Genomic DNA, 17,977 nt, shown 5'->3' on the forward strand with positions numbered 1-17,977 from the left:
TGATTTCGCCCCTCCGGCGACCGGGACGAACGGGCTGCTACTCGACCGGCTCCACGCCCGCCCGCAGCAGGCCGTAGGTGTACGCGTCCTCAAGTGCGCCCCAGGACGCGGCGATCACGTTCTCGGCGACGCCGACCGTGGACCACTCCCCCGTCCCGTCGGAGGTCGAGATCAGCACCCGTGTCGTGGACGACGTGCCGTGCTTGCCTTCCAGGATGCGGACCTTGTAGTCCACCAGCTCCAGCTTCGCGAGCTGCGGGTAGATGCGCTCAAGGCCGACGCGGAGCGCCCGGTCGAGAGCGTTGACCGGGCCGTTGCCCTCAGCGGTCGCGACGATGCGCTCGCCCTTGGCCCACAGCTTCACGGTGGCCTCGTTGGCGTGCGAGCCGTCGGGGCGGTCCTCGACGATCGCGCGCCAGGACTCCACCTGGAAGTACTTGCGCTCCTTGCCCTCGGCCTCGGCGCGCATCAGCAGCTCGAAGGAGGCGTCGGCGGCCTCGTACGTGTAGCCGGCCAGCTCGCGTTCCTTGACGCGCTCGACGACCCGGCCGACCAGCTCCCGGTCGCCGCGCAGGTCGACGCCCAGCTCCTTGCCCTTGAGCTCGATGGAGGCGCGGCCCGCCATGTCGGAGACCAGCATCCGGATGTGGTTGCCGACGAGGTCCGGGTCGATGTGCTGGTAGAGGTCCGGGTCGACCTTGATGGCGCTGGCGTGCAGGCCCGCCTTGTGGGCGAAGGCCGAGACACCCACGTACGGCTGGTGGGTGGAGGGGGTGAGGTTCACGACCTCGGCGATGGCGTGGGAGATGCGGGTCATCTCGCGCAGGGCGCCGTCGGGGAGGACCTTCTTGCCGTACTTGAGCTCCAGGGCGGCGACGACCGGGAAGAGGTTCGAGTTGCCGACGCGCTCGCCGTAGCCGTTGGCCGTGCACTGGACGTGGGTCGCGCCCGCGTCCACGGCGGCGAGGGTGTTGGCGACGGCGCAGCCCGTGTCGTCCTGCGCGTGGATGCCGAGCCGGGCGCCGGTGTCGGCGAGGACGGTGGCGACGACCGCCTGGACCTGGGCGGGCAGGAAGCCGCCGTTGGTGTCGCAGAGGATGACGACGGAGGCGCCGGCCTCGTGCGCGGCGCGGACGACCGCCTTCGCGTACTCGGCGTTGGCCCGGTAGCCGTCGAAGAAGTGCTCGCAGTCGACGAACACCCGGCGGCCCTGGGCGACCAGGTAGGAGACGGTGTCGCGGACCATCTCCAGGTTCTCTTCGAGGGTGGTACGGAGGGCCAGTTCGACGTGCCGGTCGTGCGACTTGGCGACCAGGCAGACCACCGGAGCGCCGGACTCGACGAGCGCCCGCACCTGCGGGTCCTCGCCGGCCCGCGCGTTCGCGCGGCGGGTCGCGCCGAACGCGACGAGCTGTGCGTGCTTGAAGTCGATCTCTTCTTGCGCGCGGGCGAAGAACTCGGTGTCGCGGGGGTTGGCGCCCGGCCAGCCGCCCTCGATGAAGCCCACGCCGAAGTCGTCCAGGTGCCGGGCAATGGTCAGCTTGTCCGCGACGGTGAGGTTGATGCCCTCGCGCTGCGCGCCGTCGCGCAGCGTGGTGTCGAAGACGTGGAAGGAATCGTCGAGTTCGCTCGAGGGGTCACTGAGACGTTCACTGGGGCTGCTGCTCATGCTGATCTGGCTCCTGATCGGGATCTCGGTCTTCGTACCGGAAGGACCGGCTCCACCGTCCATCTATGATCCCTCGCGCTCTCCGTCTGGCCGCGGGTGGTGCCAGAAACAGAAAAACCTCTCGCGGGTGCGAGAGGTCTGCGCGCGGGTCGAGGACGACGGTGTCCACCTGTACCGGGTCGTACGAGGCGGTCACTGCGGACCGGCGCGCCTGCTGCCAATAATCATGGCGAACGAGAGCACGTCCGCAGTGTGCCACAGCCCGGCCGAGGGCCGGGCCGTGGTCTCACGATGCGGTCAGGCGACCTGCTTCGTCCGCTTATTGGCGGTTTCGCCGGCGTCCGTCGGCTTGACCTTGTTCAGGTCGATGTCGCGGGTCTCGCGCATCGTCAGGTAGACGATCAGGGAGACGGCCGCGCACCCGGCGACGTACCAGTAGAAGCCGGACTCGATGCCCGCCTCCTTGAACCAGAGCGCCACGTATTCGGCGGTGCCGCCGAACAGGGCGTTGGCGATGGCGTACGGGAGGGCGACGCCGAGGGCGCGGATGCCGGTCGGGAAGAGCTCCGCCTTCACGCACGCGTTGATCGACGTGTAGCCGGTGACGATGACGAGGGCGAGCAGCGACAGGCCGAGGGCCGGCCAGAAGGAGCCCGCGTGCTGGAGCAGCGTCATGATCGGCACGGTCAGGAAGGTGGAGCCGATCGCGAAGGTGATCAGGAGCGGGCGGCGGCCGATCCGGTCGGACAGGGCGCCGGCGACCGGCTGCAGACAGGCGAAGATCACGAGCGCGGCGAACGAGACGAGGGTGGCCGTCTCCTTGCTCAACCCGGCCGAGTTCGACAGGTACTTGGTGAGGTACGTCGTGTACGTGTAGTACGCGACGGTGCCGCCCATGGTCAGCGCGATGACGAGGGCCGCCTCGCGCTTGTGAGCCCACAGCGCCTTGAGGGTGCCCTTGTCGTCGCCGCCCACGGTGGCGTCGGCGTCGGCGGACTCCTCGTAGACGTCCGTCTCCAGCATGTTGCGGCGCAGGTAGAAGATGATCGCCGCGCCGAGGGCGCCGATGATGAACGGGATGCGCCAGCCCCAGCTGTGCAGGGCGTCGTCGGACATCGTGCGCTGGAGCAGGATCTGCAGGCCGAGGCCGACGATCTGGCCCGCCGTCATCGACACGTACTGGAAGCTGGAGGCGAAGCCGCGCTTCTCCGGGGTGGAGGCCTCGGTGAGGTACGTGGCGCTGGCCGCGTACTCGCCGCCGACCGAGAGTCCCTGGAGGAGGCGCGCGATCAGCAGCACGACGGCGCCGCCGTAACCGGCCACCGCGTACGTCGGCGCGATCGCGATGAGGATCGCGGAGGCCGACATCAGGGTGACCGTGAGCGTCAGCGCAGCCTTGCGGCCCTTGCGGTCACCGACCCGGCCGAGCAGCCAGCCGCCCACGGGGCGCATGAAGAAGCCGACGGCGAAGATGCCGGCGGTGTTCATCAGCTGGGCGGTCGGGTTGCCGCTGGGGAAGAAGGATCCCGCGAAGTACGTCGCGAAGCTCGCGTACACGAACCAGTCGAACCACTCGACCATGTTCCCGGCCGAACCGACCAGGACCTTCTTCCATTGTTCTCGTCCCATGATCGGCACGATGCGGGAACTCTCCTGTTCAGGGCAAGGGTGTACGGGGCAACGATCACGCCTACTTGCGTTCATACTGTTCACGCTGGTCGCGCTGTTCACGCGCGAGTTCGGCGAACGTCGCGAGCCAGTGGTCGGTCGTGAAGTCGCCGCTCTCGACGGCCGGGAGACCGGCGTCGAGGTGGGCGTGCGCGGCCTTCGTGAGCCGGTCGCGGACGCGTCCCTCGGGCAGCGCGCCCGCGATCGCGTGCAGGGCGGCGGCGCGGGAGAGCGCGAGGCCGAGGAGGTGGCCGATGTGCGGGTCGCTGTGGTCGGAGACGACCGGTACGTCGAGGAGCGCGCAGGGGGCGTCGGCGGCGAGGGCGGGCAGGAAGCGGTTCAGCCAGGCGGCGAAGGCGTCGAGGTTCCCGGGGTCGCTGTGCTCGAACACGCGGCGCATCGCGTCGGCCTCCGTCAGGGCCGGGGACAGGAAGTCCTGGCCGGAGGGTTCCCAGTGGGCGGGCGCGTCGTGGTCGTCCGCGAACCAGTCGCTCAGGCGCTCGCGTACGGCGTCGAGCGTGCGGGGCGGCAATCCGGCGCGCTCCCCCGTGTCGAGGACGAGGCCGAGGGCGAAGGCGCTGTTGGCGTGGATGCCGTGGCGTACGGGATACGTGGCCTTCGGGAGCCAGTCCGTGAGGAGGCGGTCGACCGCGGCCACGGCCGGGGCGAAGGCGTCGTACCAGCGGGTGCCGTGGCACTGCGCCGCGAGCGCGATCAGCCAGGCCCAGCCGTAGGGGCGCTCGAAGCCGGGGTGGGCGAGGAGGTAGTCGGCCTCGGTGGTGAGGTTCGCGCGGGTGAGGTGGCGGTCGAGCACGTCGGCGTGGGCCTCGGGGCCGGTGCGGACGAGCAGCCAGTGCATGTGGACGGAGCTGTGCCAGTCGTAGGCGCCGTAGAAAGCGGGGTGGAGGTCGCTGGGGCGGGGGCGGTCGTCCGGGGAAGTGGTGAGGTGGGCCGTGAAGTTGGGGTATTCGCGGGTGACGTTGGCTGCCGCCAGGGTGGCGGTTTCCTCCGGGGTGGGCATGGGGGTCCGTTTCGGTTCGTTGCGTTGCGTCGCCGGGTGCGGGTTGGCGTGTGGTTGCGTTTTTTTGCGCAGTTCCCCGCGCCCCTAAAAGATCAGTGGGTGGCGCCCTCGGTGACGTGGAGGTCCTCGTCGGTGGTCGCTGCGGCCAGCAGCATCGACCGGATGCCCGACGCCACCGTTTCGACCGGGAGGGACGGCGCCGTGCCGTCCGGGACCTGCTCCGGGGACCACGGCACGTGGACGAAGCCGCCGCGGATGTGCGGGAGTTCGGTGGTCAGGAGGTGGGCGAGGCCGTACGCGACGTGGTTGCAGACGAAGGTTCCGGCCGTGTTGGAGAGCGCCGCCGGAACCCCCGCGGAGCGCATCGCGGCGACGCACGCCTTCACCGGCAGCGTAGAGAAGTACGCCGCCGGACCGTCCGGCACCACCGGTACGTCGATGGGCTGGGCCCCGGCGTTGTCGGGGATGCGGGCGTCGTCGACGTTGACGGCGACCCGTTCCACGGTGACGCCGGGGCGGCCGCCGGCCAGGCCGAGGCACACCACCAGGTCGGGCTCCGCCTCGGCGATCGCGGCGCGCAGCACCTTCATCGACTCGCCGAAGACGCAGGGGAGTTGGAGCGCCGTCAGGTCGATGCCGTCCGGTGGCGCGGCGGCGACGAGGGCCGCCGCCTCCCAGGACGGGTTCAGCGAGTCCCCCTGGAACGGTTCGAATCCGGTGAGCAGTACCCGAGCCATCGCTCGACCTCCTGGAACTGGAACTGGAACTAGAGCTGGAGCTGGAGCTGGAGCTAGAACGCGAAGAGCGACATGATCACGATGTTGCAGCCGAGGAGCGCGAAGCCCGTCGGGAGCTGTGCCTTGATCGGCCCGTACTGGTCCTTCAGTTCGAGCAGGGTCGCCGGGACGATGTTGAAGTTGGCGGCCATGGGCGTGACGAGCGTGCCGCTGAAGCCCGCGAGCATGCCGAGCGCGAGGATGGCCACGTCGTTGCCGCCCATCTGCTGGATGAGCACCGGCCAGCCGATCGCCGCCGTCATGACGGGGAACGCGGCGAAGGCGTTGCCCATGATCACGGTGAACAGGAACATGCCGACGCAGTACGCGATCACGGCGAGGTACTTGGAGTTGTCCGGCAGCATCGCGTCCGTGATCCTGCCGACCTGGGTGCCGACCCCGGCGGCCGCGAAGATCGAGCCGAGTACGGAGAGCAGCTGCGGCAGCAGCAGCGCCGCGCCCATCGCCTCCAGCATCGAGCGGCCGGAGTGGATCGGGGTGGACAGCTTGCGCTCACCGGTCACGAACATGCCGACGACGAGCGCGGCGACGCAGCCGACGCCGAGCCCGAGCAGCGTGGCCTGGCCGCTCTCGAACAGGCCGGAGGTGTCGAGGAAGGAGGCGCAGACGATGGCGACGAGCGGGATGGTGAGCGCCGGGATGAAGAGCTTGTTGCCGAGCCGCGACGCGGATTCCTCGCGCTGCTCCTGCGTGGTCGTGACCGGTTCGCCCTTGCCGATGAAGTTGAACCCGGCCAGCACGATGAGGGCGAGGACGGCGACGCCGAGCGGTTCGGCGGGCAGCGCCTTCGAGCCGCCCGCGACCCCGGTGCCGTACGGGAAGGTCAGTCCGAGCAGGCCCCAGAAGGCGGCCGAGGTCCAGCGCTTGGGGTTGCTGCGGTCCATCGCCATCTGCACGGCCATGACGACGAAGACGAAACCGATCAGCCAGTAGAGCCATTCGACCTTGATCACTTCGTGGCCTCCTTACCGGACTTCCCGGAGTCGTCGCCCGGCGTCTGCTTCGGCAGCGGTATGTCGTGTTCGGCGACGGCGAGCGCCATCTCGCGCTCCAGTTGCTTGTCGAGGCGGAGCAGCCGCGCGCCGTGGATGACGAAGGCGCAGACGGCCAACGGGATGGCCCACAGCGCGAGTTGGGTGGGTTCGAGGTGCTCGTGGTACGTCGAGTTCACGAAGCCGGTGATCAGCAGGATCGAGCCGATCGCGATGAAGCAGTCCTCGCCGAAGAAGACACCGACGGTGTCGGCGGACGCGGAGTAGGAGCGCACCTTCTCGCGCAGCTTGTCCGGCAGCTTGGCCCCCGCGGTGCGCTCGGCCGCGGCCTCCGCCATGGGGGCGACGAGCGGGCGCACCGCCTGGGCGGGGCCGCCGAGGTTGTTGAGGCCGAAGGCGGCGGTGACCTGGCGGACCAGCAGGTACACGGTCAGGAAGCGGCCGGCGCTGAGCTTGCCGAGTTTCCCGATGAGGGTGCGGGCCTGTTCGCGAAGCCCGTAGCGCTCCAGGAGGCCGATCACCGGGAGCACGATGGCGAAGACGGTGACGGAGCGGCTGTCCGCGAAGGAGGTGCCGAAGGCGCGGAGGATCGCCATCGGGTCCATCTTGCCGAGCAGCCCGGTGACGATGCCGGCGACGCCGACCACGAGAACGGGATTGCGGCGCGTGACGAATCCGAGGATCACCACGAGCACGCCGAGCAGAACGATCATGCGGCGGCCTTTTCGATGAGGGACGCACTTTGGGATGAGGGACGCACGGACCTTAGGGGATCGTTCAACGATCGGACAAGAGGTTCCGGAGTTCGGACGTCCATCGGGCCGCCATCGGGCAGTGAGGTGGACAGAAACCTGACCCTTGTCGGATCGTTGAACGATCCTCTACCTTGAGCGCGTGATCCAGGACATCATCGACCTCAATGCCGACCTCGGCGAGGGCTTCGGCCGGTGGACCCTCACCGACGACGAAGCGCTGCTCTCCGTGGTGACCAGCGCCAACGTCGCCTGCGGGTTCCACGCGGGCGATCCGAGCGTGATGCGCCGGGTCTGCGACCTGGCCGCCGAACGCGGTGTACGCATCGGGGCGCAGGTCTCGTACCGGGACCTCGCCGGGTTCGGGCGGCGCGCGATGGATGTGCCGTCGGACGAGCTGGCGGCCGAAGTGGCGTACCAGATCGGGGCGTTGCGGGTGTTCGCGGAGGCGGCCGGGGCCGAGGTCTCGTATGTGAAGCCGCACGGGGCGCTCTACAACCGGACCGTCCGGGACGCGGAGCAGGCGCGTGCGGTGGTCGAGGGCGTACGTCTCTCGGGTGGGCGGTTGCCGGTGCTGGGGCTGCCCGGGTCCGAACTGCTGGGCGCCGCGGAGGAGGCAGGGCTCCAGGGGGTGCGGGAGGCCTTCGCCGATCGCGCCTACACCCCCGAGGGCACGCTCGTGCCACGCCGCGAGCCGGGGGCGGTGGTCGAGGACGCGGATGCCGTGGTGCGCAGGTCCGTCGGGTTCGCCGTGGACGGCGGGGTCGAGGCGGTCGACGGGTCCCAAGTCGCCGTCGGCGCGCGGTCGTTGTGCGTGCACGGTGACACGCCGGGGGCGGCGGCGATCGCTGCGCGGGTGCGGGTGGCGTTGGAGGAGGCCGGGGTCAAGGTCGGGGCGTTCGCGTGAGCGCGCTGGTGCAGCCTGTGGTGCGGGTCGCCGGGCGGGAGGCGTTGCTCGTGGAGTTCGGCGATGCCGAGCACGCGGGGGCGTTCCACGCGGAGTTGCTGCGCAGGCGGGGGGCGGGGGTGCTGCCGCCGGTGCGGGAGATCGTGCCGGGGGCGCGGACGGTGTTGCTCGACGGGGTGGCTCGGCCGGAGGCGCTGGCGCGCGAACTGGGCGAGTGGGATGTGGCGTTGGGTGCGGTGGAGGACGGGGACGTGGTGACGATTCCTGTCGTGTACGACGGGCCGGACCTGGCCGAGGTGGCGCGGATGTGGGGGGTGGCCGAGGACGAGGTGGGCGCGGTGCACGCGGCGTACACGTATCGGGTGGCGTTCTGTGGGTTCGCGCCGGGGTTCGGGTACTTGAGCGGGTTGCCGGAGGAGCTGCACGTGCCGAGGCGGTCGACTCCGCGAACGCGGGTCCCTGCGGGGGCGGTTGCGGTGGCCGGGGCGTATTCGGCGGTGTATCCGAGGGCTACGCCGGGGGGTTGGCAGTTGATCGGGACGATGCGCGATCCCGGGGGGTTGTGGGATCCGTTGCGGGAGCCGGCGGCGTTGCTGTCGCCCGGCACCCGTGTCCGTTTCGCCGCAACGGGGCCGACGCCACGGGGCTCCGCCCCGGACCCCGCTGCTCAATCGCCGCAGAGGCTTGAATGCTCCGCCGCACCGCACCCCGCGCCTCAATCGCCGGCGGGGCTTGATGGGTCGGGGCTCGATCCGTCCGCCGCACCCCAATCCTCTCCAGGGCTTGACAGAAACGGCGCGGCACACCAAGCCCCTGCGGCGATTGAGCAGCGGGGTGCGGGGCAGAGCCCCGCGGTGCCGGGCACCGGGACGGCAGGCATTGAGGACGGCGCGGTACAGCAAGCCCCTGCGGCGATTGAGCAGCGGGGTGTGGGGCGGAGCCCCGCCGTGCCGGGGGCGGGGGCGGTGGGCCGTGCCGCACAGCAGGGGTGGAGCCCCGCAGGGAAGGTGGGGGTTGTGCGGGGTGGGGCGCTGACCACCGTGCAGGACGGTGGGCGGATCGGGCACGCCCACCTGGGGGTGCCGCGGTCGGGCGCGCTGGACGCGCGGGCGTCGCGGATGGCGAACCGGCTGGTGGGGAATCCGGAGGAGGCCGCAGTTCTGGAGACCACGCTCACCGGGTGTGCGCTGCGCCCCGACCGCGAGGTCACCGTGGTCGTGGGCGGGGCGCCGTGCCCGGTCACCGTCGACGGCGCGCCCGCGGCCTGGGGCGCCCCCGTGCACGTACCCGCCGGAGCCGTCCTCGACGTCGGGGCGGTCAGTGCGGGCGTGCGGTCCTACGTCGCCGTCGCCGGCGGGTTCGTCGCCGACGCGGTGCTCGGGAGTCGGGCCGGCGATCTGTTGTCGGGGCTCGGGCCCGAACCGCTGGGCGACGGAGACGTGTTGCCCGTCGGCGCGGCGGCGGGCGTGCCGACCGCGCTGCCGGTCGCGGCGCCGTGGCCCGCTCCCCCGGCGGAACTCGTCCTGCCGGTGCGGCTCGGGCCGCGCGAGGACTGGTTCACGGAGACGGCGCGACGGACCTTCCTCACCGCCACGTACACCGTCTCCGGCAACAGCAACCGCATTGGGCTGAGGACCGAAGGACCGTCCCTCGAGCGGAAGTTGGGCGGGGAGTTGGCCAGTGAGGGGATGGTCCTCGGGGCCGTGCAGGTGCCGCCGGACGGGCGGCCCGTGGTGTTCCTGCACGACCACCCGACGACCGGCGGCTACCCGGTGATCGCCGTCGTCCACGAAACGGCCCTGGCCGCGGCGGCTCAAGCGGCACCGGGCACCCCCGTACGCTTCGTCACCACCTGAGGCCGGCGCCCACCGAAGGTGCGCGCCCACCGAATACGCCGCCTACCGCAGGCGCCGCACGAACGCGTCGTACTGACCGTTGGTGTCCCCGGGGACGAATCGCGCGGAGTACCCGCTGAACCCGACCGTGCGCCCGTGAGCGTCCAGCGACGGGGCCAGAATGAACGAGTGGTCGGTGACGGGACCGCCGTCCACGGTCACGCTGGCCAGCACGGTCTCACCGGTGCGCAGGTCCCGCACGTACACGTTGTCGCCCTCGTACGCCGACACCAAGTAGGCGAGATGGCGCCCGTCGGCGCTCAGGGCCGCGCCACCGGCGCCGGTGGCACCCGCCCCGTCGTGCGGAACGCGGCTCGTGGTGCCGGTGCGCAGGTTCCGTACGTAGATCAGCGTCGCGGAGGGGCCTTCGCTGCCGGGCACCAGGTCCGTGGCCCGCGACTCGAACGTGACGGTGCGGCCATTGGCGGAGAGGCGCGGCGCGGATGCGGACCGCGCGGAGGGCGCGCCTTCCGGGGTGACGTTGACCTGTTCCTCGCTGCCGGTGCGCAGGTCACGGACGTACGTGAGACCGGCGGTGGAACGGACGTCGTTCTGGCTGTACGCGAGGTGGCGGCCGTTGCCGCTCAGGTCGAAGTCGTACGCGGCGTAGGTGGGGCGCTCGCGGTTGCTGACGCGCTCCGTGGTGCCCGTCTCGCGGTCGTGGAGGTAGACGGCCGGGTTGCTGCCGAGCGGGCCGGACTCCATCGGGGCGGGCCAGGCGTTGAAGGCGACGTACCGGCCGTCGTCGGAGATGTCGGCGGTCCAGTTGGCGTGCGCGGTCACGCCGCCCGGGGTAACGCTGGCGAGTTCGGTGGTGCCGGTGCGGCGGTCGTGCACGTAGACGTCGTACGACCCGTAGGGCCCGTCGGGGGCGTCCGGCACCAGGTTCAGGGCGTCGGAGCGGAAGACTACGTAGCGGCCGTTGCCGCTGATGGCCGCCACGCGCGAGGTTCCGCTGCCCGGCGTGCCGTCCGAGGCGACGCTGACGCGTTCGATGGTGTCGGTTCGCAGGTCGCGTACGAAGACGTCGAAGGTGCCGTTGGTGTCGTCGGGCACGAGGTTGCTCGCGGCCGAACTGAAGGCGGCGTAGCGGCCGTTCGCGCTGACGATCGGCGCTTGGGAGACGGCGTCGCCCTGCTCCCCCGTGGCCGAGACGGAGATCCGTTCGGTGTGTGGCGCGGGCGGCGCGGCGGTCGCGGAACCCGCGGCGAGCGCGAGCGCCGCCGCGGCGAGGACAGTGGGCACGGTGAAACGACGCATGTGGTGGATCCCCCGTGGTGTCGGTGGTGTGCGCGCCGCGGTGCGGCACGGGCGCCCCGGCCCGACGCCGGGGCCCGCACCGATACAAGCGCACCGGACGACAACAGGGGAATCCGTTGGTTGTCGTACAACCGAGACAACCACTCAGGCGTCATTCACCGCGAGCCCGTCGTCGAGGAACTCCCGTACGTGGACGAGGACTTGGGCCCGTTCGACCCCGCGCAGCCCGATGGCCACATGGATCGAGAAGCCGTCGAGCAGCGCCCGCAGCCGGGTCGCGAAGCGGTCCGGGTCGACGGGGCGGAACTCGCCGCGCGAGATGCCTTCGGCGAGCAGCGCCACGAGGTCGCGGTGCCAGGCGCCCTCGATGGCGGCCTGCCGGGCGCGCGCGTCGTCGCCGAACGCCCGTGACCGGTTGAAGACTTCGAGCCACAGCGTCCAGTGCGGATCGCGGGCCGCGTCCGGCACGTACAGATCGACGTACGCGTCGAGGCGTTCGCGCACTCCGGCCGCGCCCGCCAGCAACTCCCGGCGCCGCGCGCCGAGTCGGCCCTCGCTCCACTCCAGCGTACGCAGCAGCAGCTCGTCCTTGCTGCCGAAGTGGTACGCGAGGTGCCCGCTGCTCATGCCGACCTCGCGGCCCAGCGCGGCCATGGTCAGCCGCTCCAGGCCGTGCTCGGCGATCATCGCCATGGTCGCGGCGAGCACGTCCTCGCGCGGCGGCGCCGGGGTGCGCCGCCGCTGCGTCCCGGTCACCGCTCAGGCCCCCGCGCGCGGCTGCTGCTGCGTAATGCAGTGGATGCCGCCGCCGGCCGCGAAGATGGTGCGGGCGTCGACGAGGGTGACCGTGCGGGACGGGAAGAGCCTGCGGAAGATCGCCGCGGCCTTCTCGTCGTTCGGGTCGTCGAAGCCGCACAGCACGACGCCGTCGTTGCAGAGGTAGTGGTTGATGTACGAGTAGTCGACCCAGCCGCCGTCCTCGTCGTCCGTGAGGACCGTCGGTGCCGGGACCTCGACGATCTCCAGCGGCCTGCCCTGCGCGTCCGTCTGCCCGGAGAGGACCCCGATGATCTCGCGGCTGACCTCGAAGTCGGGGTGCGCGGGGTCCTGTTGGGAGTGGACGAGGACGACGCCGGGAGCCGCGAACGCCGCCACGATGTCGACGTGCCCGCGCGTGCCGAACTCGCCGTAGTCCGCGGTGAGTCCGCGCGGCAGCCAGATCGCCTTGGACGTGCCGATCCGGGCGTGGATCTCGGCCTCGACCTCCGCCTTCGTCCAGCCCTTGTTGCGGCCCTCGTCGAGCTGCACCGTCTCCGTGAGGAGCACCGTGCCCTCGCCGTCGACGTGGATGCCGCCGCCCTCGTTGACGAGCGACGTCGAGTGGGCGGGCACGCCGGCGAGGTCCGCGACGTGCCGCGCGATCTTCGCGTCGTGCTCCCAGCGCGCCCAGCTCTGGGCGCCCCAGCCGTTGAACGTCCAGTCCACGGCGGCCAGTTCACCGGTCTCGCGCGCCTTCACGAACGTAGGCCCGATGTCACGCATCCACGCGTCGTCGAGCTCCCGCTCGACCAACTCGACGGCCGGGGCGAGGAGTTCGCGCGCCGAGTCGAGCTGTCCAGGCCCTACGACCATGGTCACCGGCTCGTAGTCGCGTACGGCGTTGGCGACCGACGCCCAGGCGCCGCGCGCGTCGGCCAGCTCCCGGTCGTCCGCGAACGTCGGGTTGGGGCTCGGCCACGCCATCCAGGTGCGCTCGTGCGGGGCCCACTCGGGCGGCATCTCGTATGCGGTCATGGGTCAGGACCCCTTAGAGGAACTAGAGGAAGTAGAGGAATTAGAGGAAGTAGAGACGGTTGAGGGAGACGGACTCGGCCGGTTCGGACCGCAGCGGGTCGCCGTCGAGGGTGACCAGGCCCGTGCGCTGGTCCACATCGACCGCTCCCGTACGGGAGTTGAGGCGCAGGTCGGCCGGGCCGATGCCGCGCGTGCCGCGCACGGCGACGCGGCGCCTGCGGGTCGGCATCGTGTCGTGGCCGTCGTCGACGGCGGCCTGGGCGACGAAGGCGACCGAGAGTTCGGCGGCCGTGGCTCCGTACGCGCCGAACTGCGGGCCGAGCACGAGGGGTTCGCAGGTGTCGGTGGCGGCGTTGGGGTCGCCCACCACCCCGTACGCGGGGAAGCCGGACTTCAGGACGAGCTGCGGCTTCGCGCCGAAGTACTCGGGGCTCCACAGCACGATGTCGGCCATCTTGCCGGGCTCGATCGACCCGATCTCGTGCGAGAGGCCGTGCGCGATGGCGGGGTTGATGGTCAGCTTCGCCATGTAGCGCAGGACGCGCTCGTTGTCGTGGCCGACGCCCGGGTCGCCGAGCTCGTGCTTCATCTTCCCGGCCATCGCGAACGTACGGCGCACGGTCTCGCCCGCACGCCCCATGCCCTGCGCGTCCGACGACGTGATGCCGATGGCGCCGAGGTCGTGCAGCACGTCCTCGGCGCCCATCGTGCCCGCGCGGATCCGGTCGCGGGCCATGGCCGCGTCGCCGGGGAGGTCCGTCTTCAGGTCGTGGACGGAGACGATCATGCCGTAGTGCTCGGCGACCGCGTCCCGGCCGAAGGGGAGGGTGGGGTTGGTGGAGGAGCCGATGACGTTCTCGACGCCCGCCATCTTCAGGACGTTCGGTACGTGGCCGCCGCCGCAGCCCTCGATGTGGAAGGCGTGGATGGTGCGGCCTTCGAGGACCTTGAGGGTGTCCTCGACCGACAGGCACTCGTTCAGGCCATCACTGTGCAGGGCCACCTGCACGTCGTGTTCCTCGGCGACCCGCAGCGCCGTGTCGAGCGCGCGGGTGTGCGCGCCCATGTCCTCGTGCACCTTGAACCCGCAGGCCCCGCCCTCCGCGAGCGCCTCCACCAGCGGCGCCCCGTCCGAGGACGAACCCCGCCCCAGGAAGCCGATGTTGACCGGCCACGCGTCGAACGCCGAGAACGCGTGCTTCAGCGCCCACGGCGAGTTGACCCCGACGCCCCACACCGGGCCGAACTCCTGGCCGATGATCGTCGTGACGCCGGAGGCGAGCGAGGCCTCCATGATGCGCGGCGACAGCAGGTGTACGTGGGTGTCGACGGCGCCGGCCGTCGCGATCATGCCCTCGCCGGACACGATCGTCGTGCCGGTACCGACCACGACGTCCACGCCGTCCATCGTGTCCGGGTTGCCTGCTCGCCCCACGGCGTGGATGCGGCCCTCGCGGATCCCGATGGAGAGCTTCCTGATCCCGAGCGCGGCGTCGATCACGACGACGTTGCTGATCACGATGTCGCAGGTGTCGCGGACGGCGGCGGCCTTGAGGTGCAGCCCGTCACGCGCGGTCTTCCCGAATCCGGCGAGGAACTCGTCCCCGTACGCCTGGGAGTCGGACTCGACCTTGATGGTGAGCCCCGAGTCCCCGAGCCGGACCCGGTCACCGGCGCGCGGGCCGTGCGTACCCGCGTACTCGTACGGGGTCAGTCGGCGGGCTTCGGCGGGGTGGCCTCCGGGGCGGCTCATCGGTTCTCCTCCTCGGCGGAATCGACGGAATCGACGGAATCGACGGAATCAGCGGAATCGCTGGAGCCGTCGGCATCGGCGGAATCAGCGGGTACGCCCAGATATCCGCACGCGGCGGCGCGGCGCAGCGCCTCGTCCTTCGCGCCCGGCGCGTCCAGCGGCCCGTCCACAAGCCCGGCGAACCCGATCGCGATCCGGGCCCCGCCGATCGGCAGCAGCCCGACGTCCTGCGTCTGACCCGGCCCGAACCGCACGGACGACCCGGCGGGCACCGCGAGCCGCATCCCGTACGCCTGCTCCCGTACGAAGTCCAGGCGCGGGTTGGCCTCGAAGAAGTGGAAGTGGGAGGTGACGGAGACGGGCACGGTGGCCGTGTTGGTGACGGTGAGCGTCAACTCGGCCTCGGGGTCGTGGTGTTCGGGGCCGGGAAGCAGGGCGCCGGGGGCGTCCCCCGCCAACGAGCCCGCTCCGATCGGGTCGGAGACCACCGCGAGCCGCGAACCGTCGTCGAAGACCGCCTCCACGTGCACCTCGGTCACCACGTCGGCGACGCCCGGCAGCACGTCGTCCGGCCCGAGCGCGGACCGGGCCGCCTCGATCGCCTCCGCGAGCCGCTTCCCGTCGCGGGCCGCCTCGCAGACGGTGTCCGCGATCAGGGCGGTCGCCTCGGGCACATTGAGCCGCAGGCCGCGGGCCTTGCGGGCGCGCGCGAGCTCGGCGGCGCCGAACAGCAGCAGCCGGTCACGTTCCGTGGGGGTCAGTCTCACGCCGCCACGCCTCCTCGTCGTACGGGGTCGTTCATCGTCCTTAGAACGCCACTCTAACCTCATCGACGCTGGAGAACGGAAGGGCGGCCACCACAGCGGGAAGCCGTATTGAGCGCTGATCTAGCGGAGGGCTGCCGGGCGGTGCGGCCATGCGGCGCGCGACGGACACGGCGAAGGCCCCGCTCCGCGCGTGCGGAACGGGGCCTTCGCCGTAGGACCTGGCCGGGATCAGCCGATCTTGTGCATCCAGCCGTGCGTGTCATCGGCCGTGCCGCGCTGGAGGTTCAGGAGCGCGTCACGGAGCTTCAGGGTGACCTCGCCGGGGTTGCCGTCGCCGTGGGTCCACTCGTCCGACTTCGTCTTGACGTGGCCGATGGGCGTGACGACCGCGGCGGTGCCGCAGGCGAAGACCTCGGTCAGCGCGCCGGAGGCGGCGTCGGCGCGCCACTGCTCAAGCGTGATCACGCCCTCCTCGGCGGTGTAGCCGAGGTCGCGGGCGACCTGGAGGAGCGAGTCGCGGGTGATGCCCTCCAGGATCGAGCCGGTCAGCGACGGCGTGACGATGCGGTCGCCGTAGACGAACGCGACGTTCATCGAGCCGGACTCCTCGACCTTGGTGCGGGTCACCGCGTCGAGGTAGACGACCTGGTCGCAGCCGTGCGCGGCGGCCTCGGCCTGCGGCAGCAGGGACGCCGCGTAGTTGCCGCCGGTCTTGGCGTCGCCGGTGCCGCCGGGGACGGCGCGGACGTGGTCCTCGGCGACCCAGATGGTGACCGGCTTGACGCCGCCCGAGAAGTAGGCGCCGGACGGGGACGCGATCAGCATGAACGTGTACTCGTTGGCCGGGTGGACGCCCAGCGCGGCCTCCGAGGCGAACATGAACGGGCGCAGGTACAGCGCGGCCTCGCCGCCGTGCGGCGGAACCCAGTCGGCGTCCTGCGCCAGCAGCGCGTCGAGCGCCCCGATGAACAGCTCGTCCGGCAGCTCGGCCATGGCCATGCGGCGCGCGGAGTTGCGGAAGCGGCGCGCGTTGGCCTCCGGGCGGAAGACGGCGACGGAGCCGTCGGACTGCCGGTAGGCCTTGAGGCCCTCGAAGATCTCCTGGCCGTAGTGCAGCACGTGCGAGGACGGGTCGAGGGAGATCGGCCCGTAGGGAACGAGCTCGGCGTCGTGCCAGCCCCGCCCCTCGGTCCACTTGGCGGTCACCATGTGGTCGGTGAAGTGGCGGCCGAACCCCGGGTTGGCCAGGATCTCCTCGCGCCGCGCGGCGGCCAGCGGGGAGGAGGTGGGCTTGAGCTCGATCGTGGGCGTCGACGTTGTAGTCATCGTGTCGTGTCCTTCACCGTTGGTTGTGACGGACCGCGTTCACGCCTGCACCTCGCGTACTAGGACGTCCGAGCTTCACCGTACTTCGCGGCCCCACGTTCGATTATCGCGCGGGGCGGGGTGTGCTCGGAAACGGGCCCGGTGAGTACCTGACGGATACGGGTGCGTGAAAGCGGCCCATGGGTTGATGGTCGCACCCAGGGGCCGCACAGGAACAGCCGCCGGGCGCGGTGTGCGACCCGGCGGCTGCTGATTCAGCAGTACGAAATGAGCGCCGGGTCAGCCGGCTACTACTCGGGCGACGAGGGCGTCACCGATCTCGTCCGTGGAACGGGCTGTGATCTTGCCGGCACCGCGCTCGCCGAGGTCCGCCGCGACGGCGGCCTCGACGCGCTCGGCCTCCGCCTCGAAGCCGAGGTGGCGCAGGAGGAGGGCGACCGAGAGGACCGTGGCGCTCGGGTCGGCCTTGCCCTGGCCCGCGATGTCCGGGGCCGAGCCGTGCACGGGCTCGAACATGGACGGGAACTCACGGCTCGGGTTGATGTTCCCGGAGGCCGCGACGCCGATGCCGCCGGAGACGGCCGCGGCGAGGTCGGTGACGATGTCGCCGAAGAGGTTGTCGGTGACGATGACGTCGAACCGGGCCGGGTCGGTGACCAGGTAGATCATGGCCGCGTCGACGTGGATGTAGTCCGTGGTGACCTCGGGGAACTCCTTGGCCACCTTGTTGAACGTGTTCGTCCACAGGTGTCCCGCGAAGGCCAGCACGTTGTTCTTGTGGACCAGCGTGAGCTTCTTGCGGGGGCGGGCCTGCGCACGGGCGAAGGCGTCCCGGACCACGCGCTCCACACCGAAGGCCGTGTTGACGGAGACCTCGGTGGCGACCTCGTGCTCGGTGCCCTGGCGGATCGCGCCGCCGTTGCCGGTGTACGGGCCCTCGGTGCCCTCGCGGACGACGACGAAGTCGATCTCGGGGTCGCCGGCGAGCGGGGACGAGACACCCGGAAGGAGCTTCGAGGGGCGCAGGTTGACGTGGTGGTCGAACAGGAAGCGGAGCTTGAGCAGGAAGCCCCGCTCCAGGACGCCGGACGGCACCGACGGGTCACCGATGGCGCCGAGCAGGATGGCGTCGTGCTTCTTCAGCGAGTCGACGTCGGCGTCGGTGAGGGTCTCACCGGTCGCGTGGTAGCGCTTCGCGCCGAAGTCGTACTCCTCGGTCTCCAGCTTCACATCCTGCGGAAGGACGGCGGAGAGGACCTTGAGACCCTGGGCCACGACCTCTTGGCCGATGCCGTCACCGGGGATCACTGCGAGATTGATGCTGCGAGACATGCCAGCACCGTACCCCTCCGTCCCATGTGATGACACGCGTCGTC

The 17,977-nt window shown here is 71.1% G+C and carries 15 protein-coding genes and 1 pseudogene; 3 read left to right on the plus strand and 13 right to left on the minus strand.

The genetic code is table 11. From position 1 onward, the window contains the following. Positions 1-37: 37 nt before the first annotated feature. The 6 genes from cimA to RBJ65_RS25090 all read right to left on the minus strand — a co-directional run bounded on the left by cimA (position 38) and on the right by RBJ65_RS25090 (position 6,860). Entirely contained in the window at positions 38-1,669 is a 1,632-nt protein-coding gene (gene cimA, locus RBJ65_RS25065) for a citramalate synthase (protein ID WP_306318794.1), read from the minus strand. A gap of 297 nt (positions 1,670-1,966) precedes the next feature. After that, positions 1,967-3,298, minus strand: a complete 1,332-nt coding sequence (locus RBJ65_RS25070; RefSeq protein WP_306318795.1) for an MFS transporter — start codon at positions 3,296-3,298, stop codon at positions 1,967-1,969. 61 nt (positions 3,299-3,359) lie between these two features. Continuing rightward, positions 3,360-4,358, minus strand: a complete 999-nt coding sequence (locus tag RBJ65_RS25075; RefSeq protein ID WP_306318796.1) for a DUF2891 domain-containing protein — start codon at positions 4,356-4,358, stop codon at positions 3,360-3,362. Positions 4,359-4,450: 92 nt separating this feature from the next. Further along, positions 4,451-5,095 carry a pyroglutamyl-peptidase I gene (gene pcp, locus RBJ65_RS25080; protein ID WP_306318797.1) on the minus strand — a complete coding sequence of 215 codons (645 nt, stop codon included), beginning with the start codon at positions 5,093-5,095 and terminating at the stop codon, positions 4,451-4,453. A 53-nt stretch (positions 5,096-5,148) separates the two neighbouring features. Then, entirely contained in the window at positions 5,149-6,108 is a 960-nt protein-coding gene (locus RBJ65_RS25085) for a DUF979 domain-containing protein (RefSeq protein ID WP_306318798.1), read from the minus strand. Next, complete coding sequence (locus tag RBJ65_RS25090) at positions 6,105-6,860, minus strand: DUF969 domain-containing protein (RefSeq protein ID WP_306318799.1); 756 nt, start codon at positions 6,858-6,860, stop codon at positions 6,105-6,107. The genes RBJ65_RS25085 and RBJ65_RS25090 overlap by 4 nt, the downstream gene beginning before the upstream one ends. 193 nt (positions 6,861-7,053) lie before the next feature. Between RBJ65_RS25090 and RBJ65_RS25095 the strand changes: the two genes are divergently transcribed. The 3 genes and pseudogenes from RBJ65_RS25095 (at position 7,054) to RBJ65_RS25105 (ending at position 9,662) form a co-directional block, all read left to right on the plus strand. Next, complete coding sequence (locus RBJ65_RS25095; protein WP_306318915.1) at positions 7,054-7,806, plus strand: LamB/YcsF family protein; 753 nt, start codon at positions 7,054-7,056, stop codon at positions 7,804-7,806. 20 nt (positions 7,807-7,826) lie between these two features. Further along, a pseudogene (locus RBJ65_RS25100) lies at positions 7,827-8,390 on the plus strand (carboxyltransferase domain-containing protein); the annotation flags it as partial. A gap of 381 nt (positions 8,391-8,771) precedes the next feature. Further along, positions 8,772-9,662 (plus strand): biotin-dependent carboxyltransferase family protein, encoded by an 891-nt coding sequence (locus tag RBJ65_RS25105; protein ID WP_306318916.1) that lies wholly within the window; start codon positions 8,772-8,774, stop codon positions 9,660-9,662. A 42-nt stretch (positions 9,663-9,704) separates the two neighbouring features. Here the strand turns inward: RBJ65_RS25105 and RBJ65_RS25110 are convergent, their stop codons facing one another. The 7 genes from RBJ65_RS25110 to RBJ65_RS25140 form a co-directional block, all read right to left on the minus strand. Then, positions 9,705-10,961: a hypothetical protein gene (locus RBJ65_RS25110; protein WP_306318800.1), complete on the minus strand. Its 1,257-nt coding sequence runs from the start codon at positions 10,959-10,961 to the stop codon at positions 9,705-9,707. Positions 10,962-11,105: 144 nt separating this feature from the next. Further along, positions 11,106-11,654, minus strand: coding sequence for a TetR/AcrR family transcriptional regulator (locus tag RBJ65_RS25115; protein ID WP_372341266.1), 549 nt, complete (start codon positions 11,652-11,654; stop codon positions 11,106-11,108). Between the two features lie 66 nt (positions 11,655-11,720). Further along, on the minus strand, positions 11,721-12,755 hold the full coding sequence (locus tag RBJ65_RS25120; RefSeq protein WP_306318802.1) for an agmatine/peptidylarginine deiminase: 1,035 nt from the start codon (positions 12,753-12,755) through the stop codon (positions 11,721-11,723). Between the two features lie 40 nt (positions 12,756-12,795). Next, entirely contained in the window at positions 12,796-14,508 is a 1,713-nt protein-coding gene (locus RBJ65_RS25125) for an urease subunit alpha (RefSeq protein WP_306318803.1), read from the minus strand. Beyond that, on the minus strand, positions 14,505-15,275 hold the full coding sequence (gene ureA / locus RBJ65_RS25130) for an urease subunit gamma (RefSeq protein ID WP_306318804.1): 771 nt from the start codon (positions 15,273-15,275) through the stop codon (positions 14,505-14,507). Before ureA ends, RBJ65_RS25125 begins: the two co-directional genes overlap by 4 nt. Before the next feature lie 228 nt (positions 15,276-15,503). Continuing rightward, complete coding sequence (locus tag RBJ65_RS25135; protein ID WP_306318805.1) at positions 15,504-16,601, minus strand: branched-chain amino acid aminotransferase; 1,098 nt, start codon at positions 16,599-16,601, stop codon at positions 15,504-15,506. A gap of 279 nt (positions 16,602-16,880) precedes the next feature. Continuing rightward, a complete protein-coding gene (locus tag RBJ65_RS25140) occupies positions 16,881-17,933 on the minus strand; it encodes a 3-isopropylmalate dehydrogenase (protein ID WP_306318806.1) in 1,053 nt (350 codons plus the stop codon). Positions 17,934-17,977: the final 44 nt, after the last annotated feature.

Source organism: Streptomyces sp. KL109B (genome assembly GCF_030766935.1).
Lineage (GTDB): Bacteria > Actinomycetota > Actinomycetes > Streptomycetales > Streptomycetaceae > Streptomyces.

What these genes read in the sequence shown, in the direction of transcription:
- cimA (WP_306318794.1), bottom strand. Translation starts at nt 1,669, where the DNA reads ATGAGCAGCAGCCCCAGTGAACGTCTCAGTGACCCCTCGAGCGAACTC.
- RBJ65_RS25070 (WP_306318795.1), bottom strand. Translation starts at nt 3,298, where the DNA reads ATGGGACGAGAACAATGGAAGAAGGTCCTGGTCGGTTCGGCCGGGAAC.
- RBJ65_RS25075 (WP_306318796.1), bottom strand. Translation starts at nt 4,358, where the DNA reads ATGCCCACCCCGGAGGAAACCGCCACCCTGGCGGCAGCCAACGTCACC.
- pcp (WP_306318797.1), bottom strand. Translation starts at nt 5,095, where the DNA reads ATGGCTCGGGTACTGCTCACCGGATTCGAACCGTTCCAGGGGGACTCG.
- RBJ65_RS25090 (WP_306318799.1), bottom strand. Translation starts at nt 6,860, where the DNA reads ATGATCGTTCTGCTCGGCGTGCTCGTGGTGATCCTCGGATTCGTCACG.
- RBJ65_RS25110 (WP_306318800.1), bottom strand. Translation starts at nt 10,961, where the DNA reads ATGCGTCGTTTCACCGTGCCCACTGTCCTCGCCGCGGCGGCGCTCGCG.
- RBJ65_RS25115 (WP_372341266.1), bottom strand. Translation starts at nt 11,654, where the DNA reads ATGGCGATGATCGCCGAGCACGGCCTGGAGCGGCTGACCATGGCCGCG.
- RBJ65_RS25120 (WP_306318802.1), bottom strand. Translation starts at nt 12,755, where the DNA reads ATGACCGCATACGAGATGCCGCCCGAGTGGGCCCCGCACGAGCGCACC.
- RBJ65_RS25125 (WP_306318803.1), bottom strand. Translation starts at nt 14,508, where the DNA reads ATGAGCCGCCCCGGAGGCCACCCCGCCGAAGCCCGCCGACTGACCCCG.
- RBJ65_RS25135 (WP_306318805.1), bottom strand. Translation starts at nt 16,601, where the DNA reads ATGACTACAACGTCGACGCCCACGATCGAGCTCAAGCCCACCTCCTCC.
- RBJ65_RS25140 (WP_306318806.1), bottom strand. Translation starts at nt 17,933, where the DNA reads ATGTCTCGCAGCATCAATCTCGCAGTGATCCCCGGTGACGGCATCGGC.